Annotated in this window: 15 protein-coding genes; 14 read left to right on the forward strand and 1 reads right to left on the reverse strand. The window is 55.9% G+C overall.

Annotation, left to right across the window (positions count from 1 at the left end; translation table 11 throughout):
• Positions 1–69: 69 nt before the first annotated feature.
• From FGQ86_RS06065 to FGQ86_RS06130, 14 genes are all read left to right on the forward strand, one after another.
• A complete protein-coding gene (locus FGQ86_RS06065; protein WP_347562485.1) occupies positions 70–840 on the forward strand; it encodes a thiazole synthase in 771 nt (256 codons plus the stop codon).
• Between the two features lie 109 nt (positions 841–949).
• Entirely contained in the window at positions 950–2,086 is a 1,137-nt protein-coding gene (thiH, locus tag FGQ86_RS06070) for a 2-iminoacetate synthase ThiH (RefSeq protein WP_347562486.1), read from the forward strand.
• Positions 2,079–2,684: a thiamine phosphate synthase gene (locus FGQ86_RS06075; RefSeq protein WP_033124316.1), complete on the forward strand. Its 606-nt coding sequence runs from the start codon at positions 2,079–2,081 to the stop codon at positions 2,682–2,684. Before thiH ends, FGQ86_RS06075 begins: the two co-directional genes overlap by 8 nt.
• Before the next feature lie 109 nt (positions 2,685–2,793).
• Positions 2,794–3,069: an acylphosphatase gene (locus FGQ86_RS06080; RefSeq protein ID WP_033124315.1), complete on the forward strand. Its 276-nt coding sequence runs from the start codon at positions 2,794–2,796 to the stop codon at positions 3,067–3,069.
• A 31-nt stretch (positions 3,070–3,100) separates the two neighbouring features.
• Complete coding sequence (locus FGQ86_RS06085; protein ID WP_242842787.1) at positions 3,101–3,871, forward strand: 4Fe-4S double cluster binding domain-containing protein; 771 nt, start codon at positions 3,101–3,103, stop codon at positions 3,869–3,871.
• Between the two features lie 12 nt (positions 3,872–3,883).
• Positions 3,884–5,386, forward strand: coding sequence for a glycerol kinase GlpK (glpK, locus tag FGQ86_RS06090; protein ID WP_138303221.1), 1,503 nt, complete (start codon positions 3,884–3,886; stop codon positions 5,384–5,386).
• A 155-nt stretch (positions 5,387–5,541) separates the two neighbouring features.
• Positions 5,542–6,780 (forward strand): 6-phosphofructokinase, encoded by a 1,239-nt coding sequence (locus FGQ86_RS06095; protein ID WP_033124313.1) that lies wholly within the window; start codon positions 5,542–5,544, stop codon positions 6,778–6,780.
• A 233-nt stretch (positions 6,781–7,013) separates the two neighbouring features.
• The gene (locus FGQ86_RS06100) at positions 7,014–8,066 is read left to right on the forward strand and encodes an ABC transporter substrate-binding protein (protein WP_033124364.1); all 1,053 of its coding nucleotides are present in this window, start codon (positions 7,014–7,016) and stop codon (positions 8,064–8,066) included.
• Positions 8,038–8,802: an ABC transporter permease subunit gene (locus tag FGQ86_RS06105; RefSeq protein ID WP_138303222.1), complete on the forward strand. Its 765-nt coding sequence runs from the start codon at positions 8,038–8,040 to the stop codon at positions 8,800–8,802. The genes FGQ86_RS06100 and FGQ86_RS06105 overlap by 29 nt, the downstream gene beginning before the upstream one ends.
• Positions 8,774–9,442, forward strand: coding sequence for an ATP-binding cassette domain-containing protein (locus FGQ86_RS06110; protein WP_330635906.1), 669 nt, complete (start codon positions 8,774–8,776; stop codon positions 9,440–9,442). The genes FGQ86_RS06105 and FGQ86_RS06110 overlap by 29 nt, the downstream gene beginning before the upstream one ends.
• Positions 9,443–9,517: 75 nt before the next feature.
• The gene (locus tag FGQ86_RS06115) at positions 9,518–10,903 is read left to right on the forward strand and encodes an MATE family efflux transporter (protein WP_033124312.1); all 1,386 of its coding nucleotides are present in this window, start codon (positions 9,518–9,520) and stop codon (positions 10,901–10,903) included.
• Positions 10,904–11,053: 150 nt separating this feature from the next.
• Positions 11,054–12,610 carry a serine/threonine-protein kinase gene (locus FGQ86_RS06120; RefSeq protein WP_138303223.1) on the forward strand — a complete coding sequence of 519 codons (1,557 nt, stop codon included), beginning with the start codon at positions 11,054–11,056 and terminating at the stop codon, positions 12,608–12,610.
• Positions 12,595–14,511 (forward strand): hypothetical protein, encoded by a 1,917-nt coding sequence (locus tag FGQ86_RS06125; protein WP_033124310.1) that lies wholly within the window; start codon positions 12,595–12,597, stop codon positions 14,509–14,511. Before FGQ86_RS06120 ends, FGQ86_RS06125 begins: the two co-directional genes overlap by 16 nt.
• Positions 14,512–14,545: 34 nt before the next feature.
• Positions 14,546–15,586 (forward strand): Zn-dependent alcohol dehydrogenase, encoded by a 1,041-nt coding sequence (locus FGQ86_RS06130; protein WP_033124309.1) that lies wholly within the window; start codon positions 14,546–14,548, stop codon positions 15,584–15,586.
• Between the two features lie 42 nt (positions 15,587–15,628).
• Here FGQ86_RS06130 and FGQ86_RS06135 read toward each other — a convergent pair whose 3' ends face one another.
• Positions 15,629–17,461, reverse strand: a complete 1,833-nt coding sequence (locus FGQ86_RS06135) for a GBS Bsp-like repeat-containing protein (RefSeq protein ID WP_052083736.1) — start codon at positions 17,459–17,461, stop codon at positions 15,629–15,631.
• Positions 17,462–17,641: the final 180 nt, after the last annotated feature.

Here is a 17,641-nt window from a genome sequence, read left to right on the forward strand (position 1 = left end):
CAGAACTGAAGAGAAAGGCGCCGCCTGTTCCGGCGGCAGAAAGGAGAAAAAATGGAGACAAATACAGAAATCAAAAAGGATACGTGGAAGCTGGGAGACCATACATTTACCTCCAGGTTCATCCTGGGGTCAGGCAAGTATTCCCTGGAGTTGATCCAGGCGGCAGTGGAGCACGCGGGGGCTCAGATCGTCACGATGGCCCTGCGGCGGGCAAACGAGGGAGGACTTGCCAACATCCTGGATTACATACCGGAGGGCGTCTCTATCCTGCCCAACACGTCGGGAGCCAGAAATGCCCAGGAGGCGGTGCGCATCGCACGGCTGGCCAGGGAGGTCTGCGGAAGCGATCTTATCAAGATCGAGATCATGCGGGACAGCAAATACCTCCTCCCGGACAACTACGAGACGGTCAAAGCCACGGAAATCCTGGCAAAGGAAGGGTTTACCGTGATGCCCTACATGTATCCGGATCTGAATATGGCAAGGGACATGGCGGACGCGGGTGCTGCCTGCATCATGCCTCTGGGGGCGCCCATCGGGTCCAACAAGGGACTGTGCACCAAGGAATTTATCCAGATCCTTATCGATGAGATCGATCTTCCCATCATTGTGGACGCCGGGATCGGGAAGCCCTCCCAGGCATGCGAGGCCATGGAGATGGGGGCTGCCGCCGTTATGGCCAACACTGCCATCGCCACATCGGGAGACATTGCGGCCATGGCCGGAGCCATGAAGCTGGCCGTGGAGGCGGGCCGCGCCGCTTACCTCGCGGGGATGGGAAGCGTCCGTGCAAAAGGAGGAAGCGCTTCGTCACCCCTTACCGGGTATCTGAGAGATTAACATTGGACGCAGAAGGAGGCTTGCGAAAATGAGCGCAGAAAACCATGTAAATGAAAGCATTTTAAGCGATGAGATCCGGGAGCACCAGAGGAAGAACCGGATCGACCATATGACCTACCTGCCGGACATGGAGGACATTGGCTCGGAGGTGATGGACAAGGTCATCTCCGAGGTGAAAGGATACGACTATGACAGCTACACGGAGGCTGACGTGCGAAGGGCACTGGCAAGGGACAACCGGTCCCTGGAGGATTTCAAGGCCCTCCTCTCCCCGGCGGCCATGCCGCTCCTTGAGGAGATAGCCCAGGCAGCCCAGGCGGAGACGAGGAAGCATTTCGGCAATTCCGTCGCCATGTTCACCCCGGCCTACATTGCAAACTACTGTGAAAATTACTGTATTTACTGCGGCTTTAACTGCCACAACCGTATCAAGAGGGCGCAGCTTGACGAGGCGGAGATCGAGCGGGAGTTTGCGGCCATCGCAAAGACCGGACTTCAGGAGATCCTGATCCTGACAGGGGAGAGCAGAAAGAAGTCCACGGTGGAGTACATCGGAAGGGCCTGTCAGATTGCCAGGAAATATTTCCGGGTCATCGGCCTGGAGGTCTACCCCATGAACTCAGACGAGTACGCCTATCTGCAAAAATGCGGGGCGGACTATGTGACGGTCTTCCAGGAGACCTACAATTCAGATAAGTACGAGACTCTCCATCTGGCCGGGCACAAGAGGATTTTCCCCTACCGGTTCAATGCGCAGCAGAGAGCTCTCATGGGCGGCATGAGGGGCGTGGGATTTGCGGCGCTCTTAGGACTGGATGATTTCCGAAAGGACGCGTTCGCCACAGGCATGCACGCCTGGCTGCTGCAGAAGAAATATCCCCACGGGGAGATTGCCTTTTCCTGCCCCAGGCTTCGGCCTATCATCAACAATGACAGGATCAATCCCATGGACGTCCACGAAGCCCAGCTCCTCCAGGTGGTGTGCGCCTACCGGCTCTTCATGCCCTTTGCCAGCATCACCATCTCCAGCCGGGAGTGCGCCAGAGTGCGGGACAACCTGGTGCAGATCGCTGCCACCAAGATCTCCGCGGGAGTCAGCACCGGCATAGGGGAGCACGGCGAGGAAGTGGCGGACAAGGGAGACGAGCAGTTCGAGATTTCAGACGGCCGCTCTGTGGACGAGGTTTACCACGCACTGGAGGCCAATCATCTGCAGCCTGTGATGGCGGAGTACATCTATGTGTAGGACACACAGGGAAGAGGGCGGAGAAAATATTATGTCCCGGGTGGCGGCTGTGACAAACCGCCACCTGGCCGCCAGGCCCTTCCTTGAGCAGATCGAGCGGGTGTGCAGGCTGCACCCGGCGGCTGTGATCCTGCGGGAGAAGGATCTGGCGGAGAGGGACTACACCCTCCTGGCTGGACAGGTGCTGGAAGTGTGCAGAGCCTATCAGGTGCCCTGCGTTTACCACACCTACCCGGAAGCCGCGCTGAGAGCAGGGGTGAAGGCCATCCATCTGCCTCTGCCTTTGCTGCGCGCCTACAGAGAGCAGGGACTTCTGGAGTCCTTTGTGCATGTGGGCACTTCCGTTCACTCCGCGGCTGAGGCGGGGGAGGCTCTGCGTCTGGGAGCTACCTGTCTGACGGCCGGACATATTTACAGCACAGACTGCAAGAAGGGGCTGCCGCCCCGGGGGCTTTCCTATCTAAAAGAAATCTGCAGACTGTCGCCGGCGCCTGTCTGGGCCATCGGCGGTATCCATACAGGCCAGGGCCAGGTGGAGGAGGTGCTCTCCTGCGGGGCGGCCGGGGCCTGTGTCATGTCGGAAATGATGCGGATATAAGGAGCTGCAAGCTGTTTTGCTCTGCCTTGCGCTGCCAAACCACTTGTCAGTCCAGGGAAAAGGATTTACAATAATAACAATATACAAAAACAAGTGACAGGAGGAAGACATGGCTGAAGTCAGAAGGAGATTGAATTTTCGCGGGAGGGTGCAGGGCGTAGGCTTCCGCTACAAGGCAAAATACCTGGCAAAATCCATGGGGCTGACAGGATGGGTGAGAAACGAGATGGACGGCACAGTGACGCTGGAGATCCAGGGGCGCCCCCAGCTCGTGGACAAGCTTCTGCAGGGACTGAACCACGACAGCTTTATTGAGATTGACTGGGTCGACGGGAAGGATATCCCTGTAGAAGAGGAAGAAAAAAGCTTTAAGGTCCTGATGTGAGAAAACAGATGCAAAGAGAGGGATAAAAAGGATGAGCGAGAAGATGTGCGGGGACAGAGACAGGAGAGAGGAGCTTACGCCGGAGAAAGCAGGTGCCGGTTACGGGAGACTGCTATGGGAGGAGCTTAAGGGCCTGCTGGAGAGCGCAGGGGCGGCTCTGGCAGGCTGCGGCGATCTGAGAGGACAGGCGTATTCAGTGGGCGTTGCCGTGGCCCTGCCGGTCCCGGATCCAATCATCCGGCAGCTTCTGGAGGGCCCCACGAAGGAATATTATGAGACTTACCATGCCATGAACCGGAAGCTCAATGAGATCGTGCTCGCCGGGGAGGCTTTCCTGAGGGGAAAGGGGTTCCAGGCCTGGGCCCAGACTACGGACAGGGTCAGCCAGGACGAGGAGTGGAGAACGCCCCTTCCCCACAAGACAGTGGCCACAAGGGCCGGGCTTGGATGGATTGGAAAGAGCTGTATTCTGGTGACAGAGCAGTACGGCTCCGCCATCCGCCTGTCCTCCCTTCTCACAGACGCGCCTCTTCCCTGTGCCAGGCCGGTCACTGTCTCCCGGTGCGGGGACTGCCGGGTCTGCGTGGACAGCTGTCCGGCTCAGGCTCTGAAGGGGACGCTGTGGCGAGCCGGTATGGAGAGAAAAGAGCTGTTTGACAGAGAGGCCTGTTACCGCAAGCAGGTGGAGATCATGCGCCGGCGGACCGGAATAGAGGCAGATCTGTGCGGCAAATGCTTTGCCGTGTGCCCCTATACCCGCCGATATCTGGCCAGAAAGCAGGCAGATAATTCCATAGAATAAAGGAGGACAATTATGAAACAGTTTGTGATGGCGCTGGACGCCGGTACCACCAGCAACCGTTGCATTTTATTTGACCGCCGGGGAAATATACGCAGTGTGGCGCAAAAGGAGTTCACTCAGTATTTTCCGAAGCCGGGCTGGGTGGAGCATGACGCGGATGAAATCTGGTCCACCCAGCTTGGAGTGGCGGTGGAGGCCATGACCAAGATCGGGGCCGAGGCGGCGGATATTGCGGCGATCGGGATCACCAACCAGCGGGAGACAGTCATCGTATGGGATAAGAAGACAGGGGAGCCCATCTGTCACGCCATCGTTTGGCAGTGCCGAAGGACAGCGGGCTTCTGCGATAAGCTGATGGCGGACGGGCTGGAGGATATGATAAGGCAGAAGACAGGACTCAAGATAGACGCCTACTTTTCAGCAACCAAGATCAAGTGGATCCTGGACCATGTGGAGGGGGCCAGAGAGAGGGCGAAGAAGGGTGAGCTGCTCTTCGGGACGGTGGAGACGTGGCTGATCTGGAAGCTGACAAAGGGAAAGGTCCATGTGACGGACTACTCCAACGCTTCCCGGACTATGCTTTTTAACATCAACACCCTTCAGTGGGACGAGGATATACTGAAGCTTCTGGACATTCCGGCCTCCATGCTGCCGGAGGTGAAGCCCTCCAGCTGCATTTACGGGGAGAGCGATCCCTCCTACTTCGGCGGCAGCATCCCCATCAGCGGGGCGGCGGGAGATCAGCAGTCAGCTCTCTTCGGGCAGACCTGCTTTCAGCCCGGGGAGGCAAAGAATACCTACGGCACAGGCTGTTTTCTTCTCATGAATACGGGTGAGAAGCCGGTTTTCTCCGACAACGGCCTTCTCACCACCATTGCCTGGGGTCTGGACGGAAAGGTAAGCTATGCCCTGGAGGGATCCATTTTCGTGGCGGGAGCCGCCATTCAATGGCTCCGGGATGAAATGCGCCTGATTGACTCCTCCGAGGATTCCGAGTACATGGCAAACAAAGTGCCGGACACAAACGGCTGCTACGTGGTGCCTGCCTTCACCGGCCTGGGCGCGCCCCACTGGGATCCCTATGCGAGAGGAACCATCGTGGGCATCACCCGCGGAGTGAACAAATACCACATCATCCGGGCTACCTTGGAGTCACTGGCCTACCAGGTCAATGACGTGCTCAGAGCCATGGAGGCGGACGCAGGGCTGACCCTGAGCTCCCTGAAGGTGGACGGAGGAGCCAGCGCCAACGATTTTCTGATGCAGTCCCAGGCGGACATCAGCAACGCGCCTGTGAACCGGCCGAAATGCGTGGAGACCACAGCCATGGGAGCTGCCTACCTGGCCGGTCTTGCTGTCGGATACTGGAAAAATAAGGAGGAAGTGCTGCGGAATTGGGCCAGTGATCAGATTTTTACACCCCAAATCCCGGAGGAGGAGAGAGTGAAGAAAATAAGGGGCTGGAACAAGGCGGTCCGCTACTCCTACCACTGGGCGAAGGATGAAGAATTGTAAAAATAAACAAAAAAACCTTATTTTTATGGACATATATGGATAAATATACTAAAATAGATATATTAAGAGCCTGACAGCGGCCACATATTATGTCCGGGTTTTCGTGGCGGAAAGGATGCGCCGTGGGCAGGCAAAAAGGACGGAGGTAGCATAACATGAAACGAAATGTAATCGTAGGTCAGTCTGGCGGTCCCACAGCCGCCATCAATTCCAGCCTTGCCGGTGTGTACCGCACAGCAAAGGACCGCGGGGCGAATAAAGTGTACGGCATGCTTCACGGCATACAGGGGCTTTTGCAGGAAAGGTATCTCGATCTGTCTGAGTATATCACCACAGAGCTGGACGCGGAGCTTCTGAAGAGGACTCCCGCTGCGTTTCTTGGATCCTGCCGCTTTAAGCTGCCGGAGATCCACGAGGACAGGGGGGTATATGAAAAAATATTCGGCATCCTTGACAAGCTGGACATAGAGGCCTTTATCTACATCGGCGGAAACGACTCCATGGACACCATCAAAAAGCTTTCCGATTATGCCATTGTGACCGGACATCCGACCCGCTTTATCGGCTGCCCAAAGACCATTGACAATGATCTGGCTCTGACGGACCACACCCCCGGCTATGGGAGCGCCGCGAAATATATCGGAACCTCTGTAAAAGAAATCATCCGCGACAGCTTCTGCCTGGAGTACAGCAAGGGACTTGTGAGCATTGTGGAGATCATGGGAAGGAATGCGGGATGGCTGACCGGAGCGGCTGCATTGGCAAAGGGCGAGGACTGCGAGGGCCCGGATCTGATCTACCTGCCGGAGCTTCCCTTTGACCTGCACGCCTTCAGCGACAAGGTAAAGGAGCTCCTGTCCAAGAAGCCCTCTGTCGTAGTGGCAGTGTCAGAGGGAATTCGGACGGCCGATGGCACCTATGTGTGCGAGCTGGGAAGCAGCATTGACTTTGTGGATGCCTTTGGACATAAGCAGCTGTCCGGGACAGCGTCCTATCTTGCCAGCTTTATTGCCGGGGAGATCGGATGTAAGACCAGGGCTATCGAGCTGAGCAGCCTCCAGAGATCCGCATCCCATGCGGCATCCAGAGTGGATATCCTGGAAGCCTACCAGGTGGGCGGTGCGGCCGTGAAGGCGGCGGATGAGGGAGATTCCGGAAAGATGGTGGTTCTCCAGAGACTGTCCGATGATCCGTACCAGTGCGGCACAGAGGTGAAGGACGTGCACAAGATCGCCAACGACGAGAAGCTGGTGCCAAGAGAGTGGGTCAATGAGGAGGGCACAGGTGTGACAGATGAGTTTGTGGCCTATGTGCGGCCCCTCATCCAGGGAGATGTGTCTCCTGTTATGGTAGACGGAATTCCGAGACATCTGTTCCGGCCTTATAATTTGTAAACTCTGTAAACGAAAAAATTTCTTTTATACCATGTGAATATCTGTTATGGAGATCCCGCAGATGCTGATGAATGTATCTGCGGGATTTTTGTACGGAAAAGGGGAAGGTTCACCGGAACTGAAGACATAGAAAAACAGTCCGGCCTGCCTTTACACCTTGGTTTTGCCGCGTTATAATATTCCCTGGACATCATTGAACGACAAAAGGAGGAATATAAATTATGAAAAAGAGAATGAAGAAGATCAGCGCCATCCTGCTGGCCTTTGCCATGACCGCTTCCATGCTGGCCGGCTGCGGCAGCAGCGCGGCTGACAGCAGCAGTGAGGAGCAGACCCAGAGTGAGTCACAGAGCGGGGCTCAGGAGACGGAGAGCGAGCCTGTGGATGTGAACGTGACAGCCCTCAAGGGCCCTACAGCTATGGGGATGGTCCAGATGATGGACGATGCTGACAACGGAAAGATTGACAGCGAAAATTATCAGTTTACCATCGCGGCTTCCATCGACGAGGTGACGCCGTCCATCTCCCAGGGAGAGACAGACATCGCGGCAGTGCCCGCTAATGTGTCCTCTGTCCTCTACAATAAACTGGAGGGCGGCGTACAGGTCCTTGCCATCAACACGCTGGGTGTCCTCTACATTGTGGAAAACGGGGATACGGTTCAGTCCGTGGCTGACCTGAGGGGAAAGACGATCTACGCAAGCGGCAAGGGAGCCACACCGGAGTATGCCCTCAACTATATCCTGCAGGAGAACGGCATTGACCCGGCGTCGGATGTGACCATCGAGTGGAAGAGCGAGCACTCTGAGTGCGTGGCGGCTCTGGCCCAGGATCCGTCCGGCATTGCCATGCTGCCCCAGCCCTTTGTGACTACAGCCCAGGCCCAGAACCCGGACCTGCGGGTAGCCCTGGATCTGACAGAAGAGTGGGATAAGATCCAGGAGAATGCGGAAAATCCAAGCGCCCTCCTCACTGGCGTGGTGATCGTGAGGACAGAGTTTGCCAAGGAGCATCCGGAGGCTGTGTCCGATTTTATGGAGAGATATAAGTCATCCGTTGAATTTGTCAATGAAAATGTGGACGAGGCGGCCCAGCTTGTCGGAAACTATGATATCGTTCCTGCGGAGGTGGCAAAGAAGGCGATCCCCGCGTGCAACATCGTCTGCATCACAGGGGATGAGATGCAGGAGAAGCTGTCCGGATATCTTGCCGTATTAAACGAGCAGAACCCGGAGGCTATAGGAGGACAGCTGCCAGATGATGATTTCTACTACACCCAGGAATAAGATAAAGCTGTGGGCGGTACTTGTATGGCTGCTCATATGGCAGGCAGTGAGTATGTGGATCGGACAGGAGATACTTCTCGTATCTCCTGTCACTGTTGTCTTTACCCTCTTTCAGCTGGCTGCCACGGCACAGTTCTGGCTCTCTATTGCCTCATCCATGCTCCGGATCGTGGGAGGATTTCTGCTGGCTGTGATCCTGGGAGTGGCGCTTGCGGGTCTCTCGGCCGCTTCGGCGCGGCTTAAGGAATTCCTCCTTCCCTTTGTGGTGACCATCAAATCCATCCCGGTGGCGTCCTTTGTCATCCTCGTCCTCATCTGGGTGTCGTCCCGGAACCTGTCTGTGCTGATCTCATTTCTCATGGTATTTCCGGTGATCTACACGAACGTGCTGGACGGCATCAGCCAGATGGACGGGAAGCTCCTGGAGATGGCGCAGGTCTTTGACATCCCCTTTGGCAGAAGGCTGCGGAGCATTTACGTCTCCCAGGTCCTCCCCTATTTCCGGACCGGCTGCTCCCTGGCTCTGGGATTGTGCTGGAAGGCCGGCGTGGCGGCGGAGGTCATCGGCATCCCTCAGAATTCCATAGGAGAAAATCTCTACAATGCGAAGATTTATCTGGATACGCCGAAGCTCTTTGCCTGGACGCTGGTCATCATCTGTATCAGTGTCCTCTTTGAGAAGGGATTTTTAAGGGGTGTGGAATATCTTGTCCGTTGTATGGAGCGGATGGGATAAGGTATGCGGACGGCTGGCGGCCAAGGCGGTAAAGAGAAAGAGAGGAAAAATCATGCCTGACATCACAGATATAAATAAAACATACGGGGAACACAGGGTGCTGGAGCATTTCTCTCTTCACATAGAGGAGGGGAGAACCACCTGCATCATGGGCAGGTCTGGCTGTGGCAAGACGACTCTCCTCCGGATCCTCATGGGACTTGAACAGGCGGACGAAGATTTCGGCGGATCCAGGGAGATGGCTGCCATGAAAAAGAGCGCTGTCTTCCAGGAGGACAGGCTGTGCGAGAACTTAAGCGTCATGGCCAACATCCGCCTCACATGCCCGGACAGAACGAAAGCGCAGATACAAGAAGAGATGAGGGAGGTGGATCTGGAGGGCTGCGCGGGACAGCCTGTCCACGAGCTGTCCGGCGGCATGAAGCGCAGAGTCGCCCTGCTGCGGGCGCTGCTGGCCCCCGGTGACATCCTGTTCCTGGACGAGCCCTTCAAAGGGCTGGACGAGGAGACCCGGCAGAAGGTCATCGCCTACACAGCCAGGAAATGTCAGGGGAGGACGGTTCTCTTTGTGACCCACGATGAGAGAGAAGCCGGGCTTATGAAAGCTGCGGCGGTCATTTCCATGGAGGCCCTCTGTTGACGGCGAAATGCTGCCAGGAAAATAGAAAGATCATATGGAGAAAATAAGAAAGAACAAGCAGGAGAAAATATGGAAATGAACACAGCTGTACAAACACAGGAAAATCCGCTGGGATACAAGAGCATACCGGAGCTTTTGCGCGGCTTTGCCATCCCCAGTATCATCGCCATGGTGGTGAGCTCCCTCTACAATATCGTGGACCAGATTTTTATCGGACAGGGAGTGGGCTACCTGGGAAACGCGGCCACCAACGTGGCCTATCCACTCACCACCATCTGTCTTGCCATCGCCCTTCTCATCGGCATCGGCAGTGCCTCGCGCTTTTCCCTCCATCTGGGAGCGGGGGAGAAGGACAAGGCGCGGCTGGTGGTGGGAAACGGCATCAGCATGATGGTGGCCTTTGGAGTCATTTATGCGGTGCTGATCGAAGTATTTCTTCATCCTCTTCTGATGGCCTTCGGGGCTACAGCGGATGTACTTCCCTATGCTATCGACTACACAAGGATCACGGCGGTGGGCATGCCCTTCCTCATCGTGACCAACGGCATGAGCAACCTGGCCAGGGCGGATGGCAGCCCCAAATACTCTATGACAAGCATGCTCATAGGCGCTGTGGTCAACACCATCCTGGACCCGGTGTTCATCTTCATCTTTCACTGGGGCGTGGCGGGCGCTGCCTGGGCTACGGTCATCGGACAGGTCTGCTCCTTTGTGGCCGCTGTGCGTTATATCTGGAAATTTAAAAACATTGAACTGAAGAGGGAGGACATCCGCCTCGTCCCCCGGGAATGTCTGAGTACCGCCTCCCTGGGCATGAGCAACAGCCTGAACCAGGTGGCCATCACGTTTGTGCAGATTGTCCTGAACAATTCTCTGACCTATTACGGGGCCTCCTCTCCCTACGGGACGGACATCCCCCTGGCCGCCTGCGGGATCGTCATGAAGACAAACGCCATTCTGCTGGCGTTCATCATAGGGATTTCCCAGGGAAGCCAGCCCATCATCGGCTTCAACTACGGGGCGAGAAAATATGACCGGGTGCGCAGCACCTACAAGCTGGCGATCTGTGTCAACCTGGCAATCTCTGCGGTGGGATTTATTCTGTTCCAGTTTTTCCCCAGGCAGATTATCTCTCTGTTCGGGACAGGGGATGAGCTGTATTTTACCTTTGCGGTACGTTTCATGAGAATTTTCCTCTTTATGGTCATCGCAAACGGCGTGCAGCTTATCTCATCCAATTTCTTTGCCGCTATCGGCAAGCCGGTGAAGGGACTGCTCCTGTCCATGACAAGACAGGTCTTCTTCCTGATACCGCTGCTTTTGATCCTCCCGGTCTTCCTCGGCCTGGACGGCATCATGTTTGCGGGGCCTGCGGCAGACTCCATTGCCTTTGTGACAGCAGTTATCCTCGTGGGGAGAGAGATGGGGCATATGCGCCGGCTCCAGGAGGAGCAGCAATAAAAAATTCACATAATTTTATCTTGCATTTTCCTCTGGTCTGTGCTACTATCTGTATAAGCTTCAAAAAGCGGTCGCTTTTTTCATTCTTCGGCACTTCGCCGAGTCTATTCCTTTTCAATGCAGAGTACAGTACAGACTGGAGGTGTGCATATGGAGCAGCAGACAGAATATGACATCCTGAAACTTGTGGAAAACCAGGGGCGGTGCTATGTCAGTTCAGACTGCATGCCGGGCGTACTGCTGGCATCCTGTCTGAAATACCGGCCCAGCCTGCCCAGAGAGCAGCTTCTTGCATGGATGCGGCAGATCCTTGAGGAGCTGGAGAAATTTCACCGGTGCAGGGGAAACCCCTGTTATCAGTACGTAAATCCCTACAGCATGATCGCGGGGGAGGATGGGAGGATCCATCTTCTCGACCTGTCCGCCGCAGGGCAGCAGGAGCTCAGAAAGAAGCTGACGAGAAGGAGCGTAAGGGAGAGCTTCCTGATGCCGGACAACCAGTACTGCCAGCGGGAAAGCCTGGCGGACGACATATACGGGATCGGCCGGACCTTCCAGTATATGCTGGCAGCGGTAGAGACAGACCCGCCCATTCAGGGGGGGACAAAGCGAAAGCTGCAAAAAATCATTTTCAGATGCCTCAGTCAGACTCCTGGTCAGGAGAAGAGAGGCAGATCCAGAAAACAATATCATTCGGTTCGAGAAATATCAGAACAATTTCCAAAAGACAGACAGGAGACAAAAAAGACAAGAAAAGCTATGGTCATTGCCGCCGCGGCAGTTTCCTTTACAGCAGTCATGGTCATCACAGCAAAGGATCCCGCAGATAAAAGTGTGCAGGAAAATTCCAAGAGCCCGCAGGAGAGTTCAGAGGGCGGTGCAGGTGAGAGCCCCAGGAATAGCACAAAAGCAAAGACAGAAGGAGAGACGGAGGAGGCCGCTCAGACAGCGGATCAGCTGAAATTTGATATGGCCATGCTCTATTTTCTGGAGCTTGAGGTCTACCGGGAGAGCCGGCAGCTGTTCCGGGAGGCGGGCCAGGACAATTTTCTGGCAGCCGGTTACGCCGAGCTCTCCGCCTGCATGCTGGATGCGGATTACATGGATGCGGAGGAGTTGGAAACGCTTCTGAAGGAGCTGCAGGAAAATATGCCGGACAGGGCGGACTACAGATACTATCTGTCCATCCTGCGGGGATACGGGCTCCTGGAAAAGGACGAGGCCAAGGAGGAGATCATTCGGCTGGGGGAGCAGCTTTTTGCCCTCCGGGACTGGACGGAGGCGGACAGAGACCACGAGAAGGAAAAGGAGGCCAGGTGGATGCTGGCCGGGGCCTTTGAGGCGGCGGGGAAGCCGGAAAAGTCGGCAGAGCAGTACGGGTACATACTGGAGCTGGAAGAGGAGGAAGGGATACGGGAGCAGATATACAGCAGTCTGATCTCTCTCTGCGGGGAAAGCGGGGACATGGAGGCTGCTTGGGAATACTGCCAGAGAGGGCTGGAGGAGCTGACAGACTCTGTGCTCCTTCGCGTTCAGTATATCCGTATGCAGTGCGCCTCGCCGGAGACAGACAGGCAGGTCTGCGCCCAGACGATACAGAAATTTCTCCGTGAGGTTCCAAAGATAGCGGATGAGCCGGAGTTTAAGAAGCTGCAGGAAGAGTATGAGATCAAAGTGGAGGGTGAGGAAGTATGGGTAGGAAAATAGCAGCTCAGTTCCTTCTGCTGGTTCTTCTTCTGGCTGCTCTGTACGGGCAGCAGGAGACATTTGCCCAGGAGGACAGACAGGAAACGTATGAGGAAAGTCAGGAAACATACGAGGACGGGAAGCAAACATACGAGGAGAGGGAGGAGACAGACAGCGGAGATGAAGGTGAGGAACAGCATGAGCAGCCGAAGGGGGATACAGAGCAATCAGGAGAGGGAGGCGAAAACCCGGGAGAGGAGCAGACAGACCAGCCCCAGAAGGGGGAGGACGGTGATGGCCAGAAGGAGGATCCGCCTGTTCCGTATGAGATTACATATGGGGAGCCGGACGGGGAGGATCAGTACTATACAGTAAAGCCGCAGGTGACGATCCTGCACCAGGGAGAGACAGGGGAGACTGTCTACAGCCTGGAAAACGCCTCGGGAGTCTCGGCCGGGGGCCGCATCAGCCAGCCGGACGGGCAGGCGGTTGTGGAGCCGGAGGCCTTCGGGGAGGGGGAGAACCATCTTCGGGTCTGGATCGAGTACACGCCGCCGGGGGAAGAACTCCGGATTCTCTATGAGAAGGAGTTCTTATTTAAAATAGATACCTGTCCGCCTGCCCTGGATATGTGGGTGGAAGGAGGAGAGGACTGGCATCAGTATCAGGCTAATGTAAGATACAAAACAAGAGAAAGCAGTGATGGAAGCGGAATAAAATACATTGTATGCTATATAAATGGACAGCAACAGGAAAGAACAGAAAAGAGTGAGGGAGCCTTCTCTGTCCGCCAGGCATCCAGAGGAGGACAGGGAATCCCTGTGGCGGTTGCTGCTGTTGACCAGGCCGGCAACCGGACCTATCGGGAGAGCCAGGTGTATGTGGATGATGCCCCTCCTGCTGTGGAGATCAGAGGAGTGCAGGACTATATGATCACCAGCAGGGACGTCCAGGCTCTTTTCGAGGCATCCGATGACAACGGGCTGGCCTCCTGCAGCGTGCACACTATCTGGATTTCCCCGGAGGGGGCCAGTACTGTGCTTGAGGAGGGGGAATGGAGGGATGAAAATGGCAGCAGCAAGCTGAGCCAGATTTTCAGCCAGGACGGCATTTACCGGATGCGGATCAGGGCTGTGGACAGGGCCGGGTTCCAATCGGAGACAGAGACCCAGGTCATTGTGGACAAGCAGAACCCGGTGATCGCCTATGTGGATGAGATAGATGGAACCTGGGTGAAGGAATTTTGCTGGGACAGGCCTGTATCCGAGATATTCACGGATTTTACCAGCTACACCTACAGGCTGACACTGGACGGCGTTCCCTATCTTCCGGGACAGACGGTGAAAAAGGAAGGCAGGCGTATTCTGGAGGCCGAGGCAGTGGACGCGGCGGGCAACCGCTCCCGGGCAGCGGCGGAGTTTGTCATCGACCACACGCCCCCAAAGATCGTATTTGAAGGGGTGGAAAACGGCGTGGCCTACGAGGAGCGCAGGACCTGCACGGTCCGCCTGGGAAACAGCGCGGACTGGATAAAGGAGATCCGGGTCAATGGTGAAAGGCAGAGCCTGGCGCCGGGCACAGATGAATACACCTGCACATTTGAGGAGTATCAGGTTCACAGTATCCGCGTGACCGCTGTGGATAAGGCTGGAAATGAGAAAAAGGATTCTGTGGTGTTCCAGGTGGTGCCAAGGCAGTCGCTGGCGGGCCGGCTGCTGTCCCCTGTCAGGCAATCCCTGGGACTGGAGAAGGATGGCTTTAAGCAGCATGAGGACGGGACAGGGGCTGCTGTGGAAGGAAGGGAAGAAGAGAGCGGTGCGATGCCTGCCGTGACGGTGGCTGTCCTCCTGCTTATCTTTCTTGTCCTTCTCCTGCCGGGCTTTGCCCTGTACAGGCGTATCGCAAAAAGGAAGGGAGTGTGATAGAATGGACTAAAACAGACAGGGAGGGAGAAGCATGCAGGCAGTTGTATATAGAGGAAAAGGTGAGATAGGCATGGAAGAGCGGCCCATGCCGCACATAGAGGAGGACACGGACGCCATCCTTCGGGTGACGCTGACTACCATCTGCACCAGCGATCTTCATATAAGAAACGGAGCAGTTCCCAGGGCCGTGCCGGGGATTATCCTGGGGCATGAGTTTGTGGGCGTTGTGGAGGAGACAGGGAGGAGGGTGAAAAATGTGCGCCCCGGACAGCGGGTGGCGGTGAATGTGGAGACCTTCTGCGGGGAATGCTTTTTCTGCAAAAGAGGATTTGTCAACAACTGTGAGGACAAGAACGGCGGATGGGCGCTGGGCTGCCGCATAGACGGGGGCCAGGCTGAGTACGTGCGCATTCCCTTTGCGGACCAGGCCCTGACGCCTATACCGGACCAGGTGACAGACGAGCAGGCGCTCTTTACAGGGGACCTTCTGTCCACCGGGTACTGGGCGGCAAAGATCGGGGAGATCAAAAAGAGAGACACAGTCCTTGTGCTGGGGGCAGGGCCGGCAGGCATGTGTGCCATGATGTGTGCGGCCCTCTACAGTCCTGCCAGGATCGTGGCGGCGGATATAGATGAGAGCAGGCTGGCTTTTGCGAGGAGACACGGACTGGCGGACGATTTTCTGAACCCTGCCAATGTCTCTGTGCCGGATGCGCTGAGAGAGCGGACACAGGGCAGGGGGGCCGATGTGGTCATCGAGGCGGCTGGAGGAAAGGACAGCTTTCAGCTTGCCTGGCAGGCGGCGAGGCCTAACGCGGTGGTGGTTGTTGCAGCCATGTACGAGGAGAACCAGATTCTGCCTCTCCCGGAAATGTACGGGAAAAATCTGATCTTCAAGACAGGGGGTGTGGATGCCTGCAGCTGCAGGGAAATACTGGAGCTGACAGCGCAGGGAAGGCTGAAGGGAGAGTGTCTGATCACCCACAGAGCACCCCTGGCGGACGCCATGGAAATGTACCGGCTGTTTGAAAGAAAAGAGGACGGGGTGATAAAAGTGGCGCTGACCCCGTAAAGGGCAGCGCCGTTATAAATTGCTGCTTTCATCTGTATGGTTTTAATCTACATAGCCTGTGGCCTGGCCGATCATATAGGGAGTGCCGGTGCTGTCCACAATGTAGGCGTCTATATAGTAGACACCCAGCTTGAAGCCGTAGTTGGCCACATTGATGTTAGCGCCAAAGCTTCCGTCTTCCCGGGCCCCCAGCTGTATCCACTGCAGGTCGCTCTGGTCCTCATTGGTCCAGACCGCGATCTGCACGCTCTGCACCTCGTCCGGCAGATTGGCCAGGTCTGTCACCGTGACAGGAATTCCTCCGATGTCCCGCAGATAGGGATCCGCGTAGACAGTGCCTGTGGGAACACGCCCCTCTCGCACTTTCAGAGACTCGGAGTCATAGTCGATATCTGCCAGCTTCTCGATGAGCTGAGAATTTTTCTTCAGCTCCCTCTCCTCTGTTTCCCGCCCAAATCTCTCAGTCAGCGTGGGCTCGGAGGAGAAAAGGTTGGTACCCAGCCCCAGGCGGTTGCCCTCAATCTGCACGCCCAGGGCGGCCAGAGTGGTGGGAAACTGATCAAAGGTGGTGAAATCCCGCCTTGTCTCCGTCTCCTTCTGGGCCGCGGCATTGATGTAGGCGGTGTAGGTCTTCCGGGTGTAGCCGCTGTCAATATCCTCGCAGTAGTCGCTGTCCATGGTAGGATGGTCTCCGCAGAGGATGATGGTGGTGTTCTCGTAAAAATCCTGCTGCTGGAGCCACTGTACGAAGGCGGAGACCTGCCGGCTGGAGCAGCGCATGACATTGGAATACTGGTCATCACCGTAGAGCTGCGGGCAGCGCTCGCACACATACCCGTCCTCAAAGTGTGTGTCCACTGTCAGCATGGTGAGGTTAAAGGGCTCCGGCTGGGCGGCCAGCTCGGTCACCTTCTGCCTGGCGAACTCAAAGAGCTTCTCATCTTCATAGCCCCACCATACATGGTAGTCCTCCGGGATGAGGCCGTTTTGCACCGCGTATTTATAATCCATCATCTCGTAATTCCCGTGCTCGGTGAAGTAGAGCTCCCGCCCTCCGAAGGCTGCGTCTGAGCCGATGAGGAGAGTCTGGGAATAGCCCTGGCTTTCCAGGATGTCGCCAAGAGTCACGGCCCCGGCAAAGAAGCTGGTCTGGGTATCCATGCTGTTCCCGTCGATGGAGACGCTCAGTGGCAGGCCGGAGGTCTGGGCAAACATGGCGCCGATGGTCCAGGTAGTGCCGGGCATGGAGTATCCGCCGTTCAGGTCAGCGGTCTCTCCGGAAAAGTCTTCATTTTCCTGGGCAATCTGTGTCAGCTCAGGGATCACATTGCGATCAAAGGCGCCGCCGCTTTGTGTGTCAGCGTAGGTGGTCTCCATGGACTCAAGGAAGATGTAGATCAGGTTTCTCTTCTCCTGAGGGAAGGTCAGCTCCACATCCGACGGACTCACATAATTGTCGTCGATAAAGGTGGAGTAGGTTCCCCTGTCCGCCACATAGTTTCCCACATCCAGATCCTGCCAGGCGCCTCTCACCGACAGAGCGCCCACTGATACGGACAGGACGATAGCCCCTGCCATGACAATATAGTAGCGCTTCTTTTTCCGGAAAGCGGCAAAAAGCACGAGGAGGAAAAGAAGAACGATGACAGCCGGCACAATACATGTATCAATGTACTCCCTGATCATGGCATCGTTGGTTCCATCCAGTGGGGATGTCAGATGGTAGATGAGCTCGTCCATGGTCAGGTTGCTCCAGGTATCGAACATCCACCGCAGGCTGCAGGTGATGACAGTGGCAAGGACAGCCAGCAGCACAGCCAGGATTGTGAACAGGATGCGGAAGAAGGCTTTTACAAAAACAGACAAATTTCTCATTTTTTACACACATTTCTCCTAAATTTTACATTTGTCAACTTACTTATTATAAAAGGTTTGGGGAAGGCCTTCAAGAAAAAATCTCTAAAATGTGTGAAAATACAGATATACCTGAAAAACCCCGTAAAACGGGAGGATGCCGGGTGACCGATTTCTCAGTCCCCGGCATGTATTATGAAA

Source organism: Clostridium sp. BSD2780061688st1 H5, assembly GCF_005845155.1.
Taxonomy (GTDB): Bacteria; Bacillota; Clostridia; order Lachnospirales; family Lachnospiraceae; genus Claveliimonas; species Claveliimonas intestinigallinarum.